This window comes from uncultured Alistipes sp., assembly GCF_949296715.1.
In the GTDB taxonomy this organism is placed as follows: Bacteria; Bacteroidota; Bacteroidia; order Bacteroidales; family Rikenellaceae; genus Alistipes.
Genome location: NZ_CASFQD010000026.1, coordinates 1 through 13548 on the forward strand (window position 1 = coordinate 1; position 13548 = coordinate 13548).

General features: G+C 65.7%; 13 protein-coding genes and 1 pseudogene. 10 read left to right on the forward strand and 4 right to left on the reverse strand.

Annotated features, from left to right (window positions below):
• Positions 1 to 240 (reverse strand): annotated as a pseudogene (locus Q1Y33_RS04330) (hypothetical protein); the annotation flags it as partial.
• A gap of 147 nt (positions 241 to 387) precedes the next feature.
• Between Q1Y33_RS04330 and secDF the strand changes: the two are divergent.
• The 10 genes from secDF (at position 388) to Q1Y33_RS04380 (ending at position 10472) form a co-directional block, all read left to right on the forward strand.
• Entirely contained in the window at positions 388 to 3405 is a 3018-nt protein-coding gene (secDF, locus tag Q1Y33_RS04335; RefSeq protein ID WP_300798527.1) for a protein translocase subunit SecDF, read from the forward strand.
• A gap of 99 nt (positions 3406 to 3504) precedes the next feature.
• Positions 3505 to 3918 (forward strand): hypothetical protein, encoded by a 414-nt coding sequence (locus tag Q1Y33_RS04340; RefSeq protein ID WP_300798528.1) that lies wholly within the window; start codon positions 3505 to 3507, stop codon positions 3916 to 3918.
• On the forward strand, positions 3918 to 4517 hold the full coding sequence (gene coaE, locus Q1Y33_RS04345; protein WP_300798554.1) for a dephospho-CoA kinase: 600 nt from the start codon (positions 3918 to 3920) through the stop codon (positions 4515 to 4517). The genes Q1Y33_RS04340 and coaE overlap by 1 nt, the downstream gene beginning before the upstream one ends.
• Positions 4518 to 4536: 19 nt before the next feature.
• Positions 4537 to 5331 (forward strand): dihydropteroate synthase, encoded by a 795-nt coding sequence (folP, locus tag Q1Y33_RS04350; RefSeq protein WP_300798555.1) that lies wholly within the window; start codon positions 4537 to 4539, stop codon positions 5329 to 5331.
• A gap of 1 nt (position 5332) precedes the next feature.
• Positions 5333 to 6604: a hypothetical protein gene (locus tag Q1Y33_RS04355; protein WP_300798529.1), complete on the forward strand. Its 1272-nt coding sequence runs from the start codon at positions 5333 to 5335 to the stop codon at positions 6602 to 6604.
• Entirely contained in the window at positions 6601 to 7251 is a 651-nt protein-coding gene (locus Q1Y33_RS04360; RefSeq protein WP_300798530.1) for an ABC transporter ATP-binding protein, read from the forward strand. The genes Q1Y33_RS04355 and Q1Y33_RS04360 overlap by 4 nt, the downstream gene beginning before the upstream one ends.
• On the forward strand, positions 7235 to 8023 hold the full coding sequence (locus tag Q1Y33_RS04365; RefSeq protein ID WP_300798531.1) for a TIGR02757 family protein: 789 nt from the start codon (positions 7235 to 7237) through the stop codon (positions 8021 to 8023). The genes Q1Y33_RS04360 and Q1Y33_RS04365 overlap by 17 nt, the downstream gene beginning before the upstream one ends.
• 3 nt (positions 8024 to 8026) lie before the next feature.
• Complete coding sequence (locus Q1Y33_RS04370) at positions 8027 to 8752, forward strand: methyltransferase (protein ID WP_300798532.1); 726 nt, start codon at positions 8027 to 8029, stop codon at positions 8750 to 8752.
• A 52-nt stretch (positions 8753 to 8804) separates the two neighbouring features.
• Positions 8805 to 9701: a DUF4831 family protein gene (locus Q1Y33_RS04375; protein WP_300798533.1), complete on the forward strand. Its 897-nt coding sequence runs from the start codon at positions 8805 to 8807 to the stop codon at positions 9699 to 9701.
• A gap of 15 nt (positions 9702 to 9716) precedes the next feature.
• Positions 9717 to 10472, forward strand: a complete 756-nt coding sequence (locus Q1Y33_RS04380; RefSeq protein ID WP_300798534.1) for a DNA alkylation repair protein — start codon at positions 9717 to 9719, stop codon at positions 10470 to 10472.
• A gap of 338 nt (positions 10473 to 10810) precedes the next feature.
• On the opposite strand, the gene radA is transcribed toward Q1Y33_RS04380, so the two are convergent.
• Genes radA through Q1Y33_RS04395 form a run of 3 tightly spaced genes read right to left on the reverse strand, consistent with a single transcriptional unit; the run spans position 10811 to position 13544 of the window.
• Complete coding sequence (gene radA / locus Q1Y33_RS04385) at positions 10811 to 12178, reverse strand: DNA repair protein RadA (protein WP_300798535.1); 1368 nt, start codon at positions 12176 to 12178, stop codon at positions 10811 to 10813.
• Positions 12179 to 12201: 23 nt separating this feature from the next.
• Positions 12202 to 12909, reverse strand: a complete 708-nt coding sequence (locus tag Q1Y33_RS04390) for a hypothetical protein (RefSeq protein WP_300798536.1) — start codon at positions 12907 to 12909, stop codon at positions 12202 to 12204.
• On the reverse strand, positions 12906 to 13544 hold the full coding sequence (locus Q1Y33_RS04395) for a lactate utilization protein (protein WP_300798537.1): 639 nt from the start codon (positions 13542 to 13544) through the stop codon (positions 12906 to 12908). Before Q1Y33_RS04395 ends, Q1Y33_RS04390 begins: the two co-directional genes overlap by 4 nt.
• Positions 13545 to 13548 lie beyond the last annotated feature (4 nt).

Here is a 13548-nt window from a genome sequence, read left to right on the forward strand (position 1 = left end):
CGTGCCGCCCGGGCTCTTCGCGGCGCTCCCTTTCCGCGCGGCGCCGCCGCGGGCGGATCGCTTGCGGCCGAGCGTGAAGGGCAGGATGCCGAGGTAGGCCATCACGAAGCGCAGCAGGAAAATCTCGGCCGGGGCGAGGCTGTGCGCGATGAGGACCTTCGTCGAAACGAAGGTCGCGCCCCACACCGTCACGCAGAAAAGCGCGGCAAGGTGGTATCCGTATGGGCCGTAACGCTTCATGCGGCTCCAAAAATAGGGTTTTTTTGTCGTTCGCGCGCAATTCTTGACAGCGATATTCCGAAAATTGATTCTTTTTTTCTATCTTTGCGTGCTATTGTGCGCAAGGACGATAAATCAAACAAACAATAACAAATTTTTATCATTCCAATGCAAAGTAAAGGTTTTATCAAACTCGTCGCGGTGCTGCTGGCGCTGGCGTGCGTGTACCAGCTCTCGTTCACGTTCAAGACGAGAAGCGTCGAGAAGAAGGCGGCCGAGTACGCCGAGCAGTTCCCGCTCGAGGAGCGCTCCGTGGCCGAACAGCACTACCTCGACTCGGTGCAGAATCTGAAGGTCTTCAACCTCGGATTCAAGAAGTTCACCTACAAGGAGTGCAAGGAGAAGGAACTCAACCTGGGTCTGGACCTCAAGGGCGGCATGAACGTCATGCTGGAGGTGCAGGTCGAGGATGTGGTCAAGGCGCTTGCCGGTGACAGCCAGAACGATCCGTCGTTTGTCGAGGCCATCGCCGAGGCGAATGCCGCGCTCAAGGCCGGTACTTCGAGCGACTACATCGGCGACTTCGTGAAGGCCTACGAGCGGCTGTCGGGCGGTCGTCCCATCGCCGAGATCTTCGTGAGCCCCGACCGCAGCGACATCACGCTCGAAAGCTCGGATGCCGACGTCGAGAAGCTCCTCAAGCGCGAGACCGAGGCGGCCATCGCCGCATCGTTCAACGTGCTGCGCAGCCGTATCGACCACTTCGGAGTCACGCAGCCCAACATCATGCGCCTGCCCAACTCGCACCGCATTCTGGTCGAGCTGCCGGGCGTGAAGGAGCCGCAGCGTGTGCGCGACCTGCTGCAGGGTACCGCCTCGCTGGAGTTCTGGCTCTGCTACGACGCCCGCGAGATGCTGCCCGTGATGGTTTCGGCCGACAAACTCATCCTCAGCAAGATGCAGGCACAGACCGCAACGGAGGAGGCTCCCGCCGAGGAGGCAGCCGGTGAGGCTGCTGCCGACGCCGGCGAAGGCCTGATCGCCGAGCTGGGCAGCGACACGACGGAGATGACCGACGCCGCCCGGATGCAGCGTTACGACCGCGAGCGCAACCCCTTCTTTGCCGTGCTCGATCCCTACTATGCCGGCGGCGGCGCCATCGGTGCGGCATTCAAGGCCGACATCGCGGCGGTGAACGCCTACCTGGCCGATCCCGCCGTGCGCAACCTCTTCCCTGCGGACGTCATCTTCCGGTGGGGCGTCAAGGGTGACGACAACATCGGCGGCCGCTACTACCTCTATGCTTTGCGTGTCACCACGCCCGACGGCAAGGCGCCGCTGGACGGCAGCGTCGTCACGGAGGCCGTCGAGCGCTATGCACAGCGCGGCGCCGAGGCCGAGGTGGAGATGCACATGAACGCCGAGGGCGCCCAGGAGTGGTCGCGCCTGACGGGCGAGAACGTCGGCAAGTGCGTGGCCATCGTCCTCGACGGCTACGTCTATTCGGCCCCTGTGCTGCGGACGAAGATCGACGGCGGCATCTCGACCATCTCGGGCAGCTTCACCATCCAGGAGGCCAAGGACCTTGCCAACGTCCTCTCGTCGGGTAAGGTGCCCGCTCCGGCCAAGATCATCCAGGATACGGTCGTCGGTCCCTCGCTGGGTCAGGAGTCGATCAATGCGGGCATGCTCTCGTTCGTGATCGCCTTCATCCTCGTACTGCTCTACATGGGCCTCTTCTACAAGACGGCCGGCTGGATGGCCGACGTGGCCCTGCTAACCAACGTCTTCCTGCTCATGGGCGTGCTCGTGTCGTTCGGCGCCGTGCTGACGCTGCCCGGTATCGCCGGTATCGTCCTGACGATGGGTATGGCCGTGGATGCCAACGTCATCATCTACGAGCGCATCAAGGAGGAGCTGCGCGGCGGCAAGGGGCTGTCGCTGGCCATCAAGGACGGCTTCTCGAAGGCCTACTCGGCCATCATCGACGGCCAGCTGACGACGATCATCACGGGTATCGTCCTCTTCGTCTTCGGCAACGGTCCGGTACAGGGCTTCGCCACGACGCTGATCGTCGGTATCATCACCTCGTTCTTCTCGGCCGTCTTCATCACGCGCCTGCTCATCGAGTGGATCGTGAACCGCTGGGGCAACATCTCCTTCTCGCACAAGTGGTCGGAGAACTTCCTCAGCAACACGCACGTGGACTTCATCCGCCTGCGCAAGATCGGCTATGCGGTGACGGCCGTGCTGATCGTCCTGTCGTGCATCTCGTTCTTCGTCCGCGGTCTGAACCTCGGCGCCGAGTTCACGGGCGGCCGTGCCTACGTCGTGCGCTTCGACAAGGCCGTGTCGGCCGAGGACGTGCGCCACAACCTCGCACAGATCTTCGCACAGCAGCCCGATGCCGACGCCGCATTGGTCAGCTTCGAGGTCAAGCAGTACGGCAACGAGAACCAGATGCGCATCGTGACGCAGTACCGCTATGACGATACGTCGGACGAGGCCACGGGCGACGTGGAGCGCATTCTCTACGATGCCCTGAAGCCGCTCTACTCCTACGACATCACCTTCGAGCAGTTCCGCAACACGCAGACCGACGCCAACGGTATCCTGACGGCCGACAAGATCGGTCCCTCGATCGCACAGGACATGACCTGGAACGCCATCTACTCGGTGCTCTTCTCGCTCATCGCCATCGGTCTCTACATCACCTTCCGCTTCAAGCGCTGGCAGTGGGCCACGGGCGCCACACTGGCCCTGGCGGTCAATGCGCTCTTCATCATCGGTCTCTTCTCGATGTTCTACGGCATCCTGCCGTTCAACCTCGAGGTGAACCAGGCCTTCATCGCCGCGATCCTGACGATCATCGGTTACGCCATCAACGACACGGTGGTGGTCTTCGACCGTATCCGCGAGTACCTGGGTCTCTACCCGAAGCGCAACCTCAAGGAGAACGTGAACAACGCCATCAACTCGACGCTCTCGCGCACGATCAATACGTCGGGTACGACGCTCGTCACGCTGCTGGCAATCTTCTTCTTCGGCGGCGAGACCATCCGCGGCTTCATCTTCGCGCTGACGGTCGGTGTCGTCGTGGGTGCCGCCGCAACGATCTTCATTGCTACGCCCATGGCCTACGACCTGATGACGAAGCGTGCCAAGATCGACGACGAGACCAAATAGGCTCTCACTTCGCATTTTGCATAAAAACGGACTGCGCCTTTTGACGCAGTCCGTTTTATTTTTAACTTTGCGGAAGTTTAGAAGGATACACCTATGATTATGGAGAATCTGCTGAAGTGGATGCACCGTTACGTATCGCCGGTTTTCCTGGCGTTGCTCGTCGCCTCGTTCATCCTGTGGTATATCGCCAAGTTAAGTTATACCTATACGACGGACCAGACCGTGCGCATCGATGTCGACGGCGTGCCGTTCGAGGTCACGTGTGTGGTCGAGGGGGTGGGGACCAACCTCTTCGGCTACCGTGTCTACATGAACAAGACGTTGCACATCCCGCTGTCGGACCTCAAGTTCACGCGTTCGCACGAGGAGGGCCATGAAGGCAAGCTGATTCTCGATCCGCAGTCGCTGCAGAATGCCATATCTCTGAAATTCAGTGATATCAAGGTTGTGTCGCTTCGCTCGGTTCCCGAGATCGACGAACCCGCGAAGGCAGAAAAAAGCGAGAAGCGATGATGAAGGTGGGCATTACGGGCGGCATCGGCAGCGGCAAGAGCACGGTCTGCCGGTTGTTTGCGGCGCGCGGCGTTGCGGTCTACGATTCGGACACGGAGGCCAAGCGGCTGATGGCGACGACGCTGCGGCCGGCCATCGAGGCGCGCTTCGGTAAGGAGGCGTACCGTGACGGGGTGTTGGACCGGGCATACCTGGCCGATATCGTCTTCCGCGATGCGCAGGCCCTGGCGGATCTCAATGCGATCGTGCACCCGGCCGTGCTGCGTGATTTCGAGGCGTGGGCCGCGGCGCAGTCGGGCGATTACGTCATTCTGGAGAGTGCCATCCTCTTCGAGGCGGGGCTGGAACGGGCGGTGGACCGCACGGTGGCGGTGCTGGCCCCCGTGGAGCTGCGTGTGCAGCGCACGTGCCGCCGTGACCGCTGCGACGAGGAGGCGGTGCGCCGCCGCATCGCCGCGCAGGCGGACGACGACACGCTCTGCGCCCGGGCCGACTATACGATCGTCAACATTCTGGAGACGGACCTCGAACCCGCCGTCGCCGACCTTGACCAGCGATTCCGCCATGAAGCCCATGAACCCCGCCGCACCGATGCCTGACCTTGCGCAGCCTTGCGTGATGGGCATTCTGAACGTCACGCCCGACTCGTTCTATGCCGGCAGCCGCCGCACGACGCGCGAGGCTGTCGAGCAGCGTGCCCGCGAGATCGTGGACGAGGGGGCCGCGATGATCGACATCGGCGGCTACTCGTCGCGTCCGGGAGCCGACGAGGTGCCTGTGGAGGAGGAGTGGCGGCGCGTGGCCCTCGGCCTGGAGGCGGTGCGGCGCGTGGCGCCCGGTGCGGCCGTATCGGTCGACACGTTCCGCAGCGAGGTGGTCGAGCGGGCCGTTGCGGAGTTCGGCGCGGTGACGGTCAACGACATCTCGGCCGGAGAGCTCGATCCGCGGATGGTGCCGACGGTGGCACGTCTGGGCGTGCCCTATGTGGCGATGCACATGCAGGGCGATCCCCGGACGATGCAGTCCCGCACGGACTACCGGCGCGACATCGTGACCGAGGTGGTCGATTACTTCGAACGCCGCTGCGGGCAGCTGCTTGCGGCGGGTATCAGCCGGGAGCGGATCATCCTCGATCCGGGCTTCGGCTTTGCCAAGACTTTGGAACAGAACTACGAGCTGCTGGCAGGACTGCACCGCCTCTGCGCACTGGGATACCCCGTGCTGGCGGGCGTGTCGCGCAAGTCGATGATCTACAAGGCGCTCGATGCGACGCCTGCCGAATCGCTGGCCGGGACGGTGGCTCTCGGTTGGGAGTGCCTGCGGCAGGGTACCTCGATTCTGCGCGTGCACGACGTCCGCGAGGCGGCCGATACCGTGCGTCTGTTCCGTATTTACGAAAAAACGAAACATTGACATGGAAAACGAAAAGACAATGGAGAACCCGCAGGAACCTCTGCAGGAGGGAGCGGGCAATAGTACCCCGACAGCGCGACGCCGGCACCGCCGTCCGTCGCACCGCAATACGGCCGCCGCTTCGGCGGAGACGGCCGTGCAGCCCGAAACCGCAGCAACCGCCCCGGCAAAGAGCGTGCAGCCCGAACCGGCCGCTGGCGGAACTCCGGCGCCTGAAATATCGGCCGGAGCGGCTGTAGCCGTTGAGCCGGCAGCCGTAACCCCGGCCGCTTCGGTCGCTTCGGCAGCCCCGGCGGCGTCCGTTGCCGCGGAGCCGCAAAGCGTCCGCAAATCCGCCGCGCCGCAGAAGAACGGTTCGGAGACGACCGGTGCAAAACCGGCTGCACCGCAGAAACCCGCGTCGGAGACGACCGGCTCGAAGCCTGCCGCAGCACAAAAACCTGCTGCGCAGCAGAAAAACGGTCCCGCACAGCAAAATAACGCTTCCGTACAGCGACAGGCGGCGGAGCGGCGGAAGGATACCGCGCCGCAGCGTCCGACCGGTACGCCGAATGAGCGCCGGGAGGCTGCATCGCAGAAGTCGGCAGGGCAGCATGACCGCAAGGCGGCTGCCCCGCGCAATGCGGCGGCGAACGACCGCAATACCAATACCGCGCGCCGGGCGGTGGAGCCGCCGAAGCGTTCCGCAGCCCAGCAGAAGCGGTCCGCCGCGGCGGATCGGTCGTCGACGGGCGGTGGATGGACGTGGCGCGGCTATCTGTGCCGGCTTTCGGTGGTGATTCTGGGCACGGCTTTGACGCTCCTCGGTGCCGGGCTGATCGGCCGCTGGCAGGAGGTCCGGCGGGAGCGCGGGGCGATGCAGGCGGTTTACGAAGAGTTGACAGCGAACCGTGCTGCGGTCGGCATGGCTTGCCGCGGCCTGCTCCGCGATGGACGGGGCCTGCAGCCGCGTGCAGGCGAAGCCGACAGCCGCGTGCCGGCCGTGTCGCCGACGGCGAATCCGATGACCCTGCGTGCCGCAGCCGCCTCTGCCCCCGTCCTGCGCGACGAGGCGTGGCAGGTGTTGTGTGCGTCGGGCGTGATGGCGTCGGTGCGCGACGGTGAGCTGCTGCGCGACGTGGCGGGATGCTATGCCGACATGGACCGCTTTGCCCGGCAGCTGGAGGGCGGCGATGCGTCGGGAGCCGATGCCGCGCAGGCAGGACGGAGCGCCGCAGGGCGGATCGACCGCGTGCTGCGGCAGCTCGAGAGCAAATACGGCTTCGGACAATGATACGTGTAACGGACATACACAAGCGCTTCGGCTCGCTTGAGGTGCTCAAGGGGGTCTCGCTTGAGGTCGCGGCGGGCGAGGTGGTCTCGATTGTCGGGGCGAGCGGTGCCGGCAAGACAACGCTGCTGCAAATCATGGGCACGCTCTCGCGTCCCGACGCGGGGCGTGTCGAGATTGACGGCCGCGACGTCTTCGCGCTGGGCGACAAGGCCCTGTCGGCCTTCCGCAACGAGCGCATCGGCTTTGTCTTCCAGTTCCACCACCTGCTGCCCGAATTTACGGCCTTCGAGAATGTCTGCATTCCGGGTCTGATCGGGCGGCGCCCGCGGGCCGAGGTCGAGCGCCGCGCCGCGGAGCTGCTCGCCATGATGAACCTCACGGCACGCCGCGACCACAAGCCCGGGCAGCTCTCGGGCGGCGAGCAGCAGCGTGTGGCCATTGCCCGGGCGCTCATCAACTCGCCGGCGGTGCTGCTGGCCGATGAACCGTCGGGCAATCTCGACACGCACAACCGCGACGAGATACACCGTCTCTTCTTCGAGCTGCGCGACAAACTGGGACAGACCGTCGTCATCGTCACCCACGACGAGGGGCTCGCGGCGATGGCCGACCGGAAGATTACGATGTCCGATGGCCATATCGTGTGACGACGGGGTGCGGGAGCTGCTCGAACGGCTCCACGACCGCTACAACCGGCCCGAATTTATCGACTGCGACCCGATTGCCGTGCCGCACCGCTTTACGGAGCGTGCCGACCGCGAGATTGCGGGCTTCCTGGCCGCGACGATTGCCTGGGGCAACCGCCGGACGATTGTCCGCAACGGCCACCGTCTGATGCACTTCCTGGACGATGCCCCGGCCGACTTCGTGCGCAACGCCTCGGAGCGGGAGCTTGCACACCTCGACGGCTTCGTGCACCGCACCTTCAACGGCGCGGACCTGCGTGACTTCGTGCTGGCGCTGCGCCGCATGGAGCGGCTGTACGGGGGCCTCGGCGCCTTCTTTGAGACGCAGTATGCGGCGACGGAGAGCCTGCCCGCCGTGCTGGCGGCTTTCCGCCGGGAGTTTCTCGCCGCCGAGCATGCGCCGCATTGCGAGAAGCACCTCTCCGACATCGGGCGGGGCGCCGCCTGCAAGCGGCTCTGCATGTTCCTGCGCTGGATGGTGCGGCACGACGACCGCGGCGTGGACTTCGGTCTCTGGACCGGCATCCCGATGTCGGCGCTCCGCCTGCCGCTCGACGTGCATGTCGGCGAGGTGGGCCGCCTGCTGGGGCTGCTCGGACGGCGGCAGAACGATTGGCGGGCCGTCGAGGAGATCACCGCCCGGCTGCGGGAGTTCGATGCCGCGGACCCCGTGCGCTTCGATTATGCACTTTTCGGCGCCGGAATCGACGGCTGCCTGCACGACAACGGATAGACGATGTTCCACTTCAAGCAATTTTCCATCTGCCAGGACCGCTGCCCGATGAAGGTCGGGACCGACGGCGTGCTGCTCGGCGCCTGGGCCGATGCGGGAGCCGATGCGCGGCGCATCCTCGATGTCGGGACCGGCACGGGCCTCATCGCCCTGATGCTGGCCCAGCGCACCGCGGCGCTGCCCGGCGTGCGCATCACGGGCGTCGAAGTCGACGACGTGTCGCAGGCGTGCGAGAATGCCGCCGCCTCGCCGTGGGCCGCGCGCGTGGAGTTCGTGCAGTGCCCCGTGCAGGAGTACCGCCCCGCGGAGCGCTTCGACCGCATCGTCTCCAATCCGCCCTATTTCGTCGATTCGCTCACCTGCCCCGACGCGGGGCGCACGACGGCGCGCCATGCCGTGACGCTCCGCTACGGGGAGCTGTGCGACGCCGTCGTGCGGCTGCTTGCGCCCGAAGGACGCTTCGCCGTGATCCTGCCGACGGCCGAAGCGGCGCATTTCCTTGCGGAGAGCCGCGGGCGGCTCGTGCTCTGCCGCCGCACCGACGTGCGCACCACGCCACGCCGCGAAGCCAAGCGCGCACTCATGGAGTTCCGCCTGTCTGACGTAGCGCCCGATCCGACGGCGCCGCCCGTCTGCCGCCGCGACGAGCTGGTCATCGGCACGGGCGCGCACGAGTGCTATACGGAGGAGTACCGGGCGCTGACCCGCGATTTCTACCTGAAATTTTGACGGAAAGCGAAAATAAGTTACATTTGCATCTGTGGATAAAAAACCTGTGCGTATGAAAGCGAAACTTTTGGCCCTTGCGCTGCTGATCTGCGGCACCGCCGGGGCGCAGAATCCCTACATAGCCGTTCAGGGCGCCGTGGAGAGCGCCGACGGCATCACGGTCTCGAACCCGCGGACGATCCTCGCGGTGGATGTCACCGTCGAACGCGACCTGACGCTCTGCGGTCCCTATGCGCGCTATGCGCAGAAGTACCTCGGGGTGCGGGCTCCGCTCAACGACCGGACCGTCTGGAGCATCACGGGAACCCGCATCGCGCTGCTCGACGGGGCAACCTACCTCAATGCCGCCGCTCCGGCCGCGGCCGTATCGCGCGCCGTGTCGCACGGCGGCTCGGAGGAGGAGTTCGCACGGCTGCAGCCCGACAAGACCGACATGTCCACGCCGACGCTCGAGGAGGCCGCACGCGCCGCCGCCAACCGCATCTATTCGCTGCGCCGCCACCGCCTGGAGCTCATCACGGGCGAGGCGGGTGAAAACGTCTTCGGCGAGGGGCTGAATGCCGCCCTGCGCGAGATCGACCGCCTCGAACAGGCCTATCTGGAGCTCTTCCTCGGCAAGCGGGTCGTCTCGACCTCGACGCGCCGCTATGTCGTCTATCCGCAGGCTGACAAGCAGCAGTACATCCTCTGCCGCTTCAGCACGGCGGCGGGACTGCTGCCCGACAACGACCTTTCGGGCGACATCGTGCTGCTGCAGATCGAACCCTCGGGGGCGCCCGTTGCCGCCGGGATCGAGGCTCCGGCCAAGGAGAAGCGCGTCTTCCAGTGCCGCGTGGCCGATCCCGCCACCTGCACGGTGCTCTGCGGCGGCCGCGAATACGCACGTGCCGTCCTGCCCGTCTTCGAATTCGGCCGCACGGTCAATGTCCGGCTGCCGCTTGAACAGTAAGCCGCTTCTGCCACGATGGATTTCACTTCGCGGATGGTGGCGCTGCTCGGCGAACTGCGCCGCGAGCGCAACGGCGCCGTGGCCGATGCCATGTCTCCCTTCGGCAAGCCCTACGGGCTCAACTACGGCGTGAGCCTGCCGACCCTGCGGCAGATTGCCCGGGCCGAACGTCCCGACCATGATTTTGCCCGCTACCTCTACGTGCAGGATGTGCGCGAACTGCGCCTCGCGGCGCTGTACGTTGCGCAGGCGGAGCGCCTGACGGCCGACGAGGCGGAGTTCTGGGCCGCGGGAATCGTCAACTCCGAGGTGGCCGAGGAGGCCTCTTTCGCCCTGCTGTCGCGTGTCGGCGTGCTGCCCGCAATTTTTGAGAGCTGGATGGCGGCCTCGCCGCTGTTGCAGTATGCGGCGCTGCTGGCTGCCGCCCGCTCACCGCAGGCTTCGCTTGCGTGGGTCGATGCGGCGCTCGCGGCCGTGCACCGCAATGCCGTGGAGGCGGATGCCCTAGCCGCGGCGGCGCGCAGCGATGCGGCGGAAGATACCTTTGCGGCGGACGGCTCCGCAACGAGTGCCGCCGGGAATGCTGCAACGGCCGTATTTGCCGCGCGGGCGGCGTATCTGGTGGCGCAGGGGGCCGTGGCACTGTGTGTGGCCGTGGGGAGCCGGAACGAAGAGAACCGGCTCGCGGTGCACCGCAAGGCCGGTTCTCTGGGCAAGCTCCCTGCCGAAGACTGCGTCCACGAGGAGCTCGCCTGGCGTCTGGAGCCGTAGCTCCGCTCATCCATTTTGCACCCGATTCTCATCCGAGCCGGATTCCGTGGATCGTCCGCGGGTCCGGTTCGTTGTTTTGCAGTCTCTCCCGTTGTCGGAAATGTCCGGTTGCCCGAGCCGCGATGTGTCTCGCGCCTGCGCGCAACGGCCGCACAGACTGCAAAATCCGTTCCGAAACATGCGCCGCGGCCTGCAAAAACCGTATCCGGCGTGAAAAATCGCCCGGCAGCGGGGTAGTGCGACCGTTCGGGATTATATCGCGTTCGATGCTCCCATAACGTACCGGGCGGCGGAGAGGAATCCCTCTCCGCCGCCCGGTGCGGCAGCTCCGCCGGCCCTTACTCCGTGAAGAGGGCGCGCGGCAGCTGGTCGATGCTGTTGATCGTGACGACCTCGATTCCCTTGGGGCGCTTCGTTCCCTTGGCGAGGTAGCCCGAAACGATGATGCGGCGGAAGCCGAGGCGTGCGGCCTCGCTGATGCGCTGCTCCGTGCGCGGCGCCGGGCGCACCTCGCCCGAAAGGCCGATCTCGCCCGCGCAGCAGATGCCCTCGCCGACCGGGCGGTCGTAGTAGGAGGAGATTACGGCGGCGGCGACCGCAAGGTCGAGCCCCGGGTCGGCGACCTTGAAGCCTCCGGCGAAGTTCAGGAAGACATCCTTCTGAAACATCTTCATCCCCACGCGCTTTTCGAGCACGGCCAGCAGCATGTTCATGCGGCGCGTGTCGAATCCCGTGGCCGTGCGCTGGGGCGTGCCGTAGGCCGCGCCGCACACGAGCGCCTGCACCTCGATCAGGTAGGGGCGCACGCCGTCGGCCGCAGCCCCTACGGCGATGCCGCTCAACGGCTCCTCGTAGTGCGTCAGCAGGATCTCCGAGGGGTTGTCCACGGCGCGCAGCCCTGCGTCGAGCATCTCGAAGACGCCGATCTCGAACGTCGCGCCGAAGCGGTTTTTGATGCCGCGCAGGATGCGGTAGATGTTGTTGCTGTCGCCCTCGAACTGGAGCACGACGTCGACGATGTGCTCCAGAATCTTCGGTCCGGCGATCGTGCCGTCCTTGGTGATGTGGCCGATGATGAAGATCGACGTGCCGGTCGACTTGGCATATTTGAGCAACGTGGCGGCGCACTCGCGGATCTGCGAGACGCTGCCCGCCGAGGAGTCGATCAGCTCGGTGTAGATCGTCTGGATCGAGTCGATGACCACGACGTCGGGCTGCTGTTCGGTGATCTGCGCCACGATGTTTTCGAGCAGCGTCTCGGGGTAGATCAGGCACTCGTCGTTGCCGATGCCGATGCGTGCGGCGCGCATCTTGATCTGCTCGGCCGACTCCTCGCCCGAGACGTAGAGCGTCTTGAGCCCGTTGGCCGCGAGGGCGATCTGCAGCGAGAGGGTCGACTTGCCGATGCCCGGCTCGCCGCCCAGCAGCACGAGCGACCCCGGCACCAGTCCGCTGCCCAGCACGCGGTTCACCTCCGCGTTGCCCAGGTCGATGCGGCGGTGTTCGCTTTCGCGGATGTCGCGCACGCGCTGCGGCCGCGCCGCGGGCAGGGGTCCGGCGACCGATGCGGCGACCGATCCGCTCTCGCGGGCCACGATCTCCTCGGTAAAGGTGTTCCACTCGCCGCACGAGGGACACCGCCCCAGCCACTTCGGGGCCTCGAAACCGCAGTTGCGGCAGAAAAACGCCTTCTTGACCTTTGCCATCGTCGTATGGGGTTGTGTTCGGTTTATTCCCGGTGCGAGGTGTACTCCTTGCGCAGCACCTGTGTGATCTTCGCGTCGGGGTAGCGGGCTTGGTATTCGGCCGTGAGGTCCACGGTCAGCAGCGCCTGCCGCACCCCCTCTTCCGTATAGACCGAGACGGCGCACGTGTAGGCCTGCTCACCGAAGTAGAAACTGATGTTCGACGCTCCGGGCTGCTTGGCAAAGCCGCCCGAGACCGTCTCCGCACCGGCGGCGGGGCGCACCGTGAGCCGTCCGCTGTCCGAATACTTGAAGTCGAGCGTGTAGCTGCCGCCGGCCTGTACCGGGGCCTCGGAGAGCACCTCCTCGCTGATCTGCGTCACAAGGGGATTCTCCGGCTCCTCGTCCGTGCCGTCATCCTCGCCCGTGCCGTCGTCCGTTCCGGTCCCGTCGTCCGTTCCGGTTCCGTCGTCGGTGCCCGTTCCGTCGTCGGTTCCGGTTCCATCATCAGTGCCGCTGCCCGTGCCGTCGTCGGTGCCGGTTCCCTCTTCGCCTTCTCCCTCACCGGGCTGCGGTTCCGGCTCCGGCTCGGGTTCCGGCGTCTGCTCCTCGACCGTGACCGACACTTCGATCCGCACGACGGGGTAGGAAGTCGTGTAGTAGTACTCCGATGCCTCGTCGCACGAGCCGGTCAGCAGCATCAGGGCGGCGGCCGTCAGCACGCCAAGCCCGTATCTTGTCCACCTATTCATAATCCGAGCTCCTGGTCGATCAGTATGACGAGCACGCGCCCGGCGGGGTGGCAGCGCAGCATCTCCATGCGCGTGTTGCAGATGCGGTCCTCCGAGTTGCAGTCCATGCAGACGCCCGTCTTGGCGCAGGGCGTGCGGAAGCCCGGGTGGCGGGCGATGTTCTGCGGGGCCGCGATGCGGCGGATGCGCTCCTCGGCTTCGGTGCGGTCGGCGACGATCTTGTTGCGGCCCGCCACGAGGATCACCTTGCGGGGTCCGAAGGCCACGGGGGCGATGCGGTTGCCCACCATGTCGAGCCAGTGGAGCGTCCCCTCCATCGTCACGGCGTTGATGCCCGTGACGAAGAGGTCCGACAGAAGGGCCTGCCGGCGTATTTCGAGCCGCTCGGGACGGGGCATCGACGAGTCGAATCCGTCGAGCAGCGTCATGCCGGCCTGCCCGCGCAGCCACTCGATGATGCCCGTCGCGCGCATGGTCATCGAGTCGCCGAACGACACGAGCTGTGGCTTTTCCGTCTCGATGGTGCGTTTCATGATCTCGAAGGCCTCCCCGGGTGTGGCGACCGTCTCGACGTCGAAACGGTGGCGGCGCAGGGCGGCGGCGCAGGCGGCGATGCGGTCCGTTGTCTGTTCCATCTCG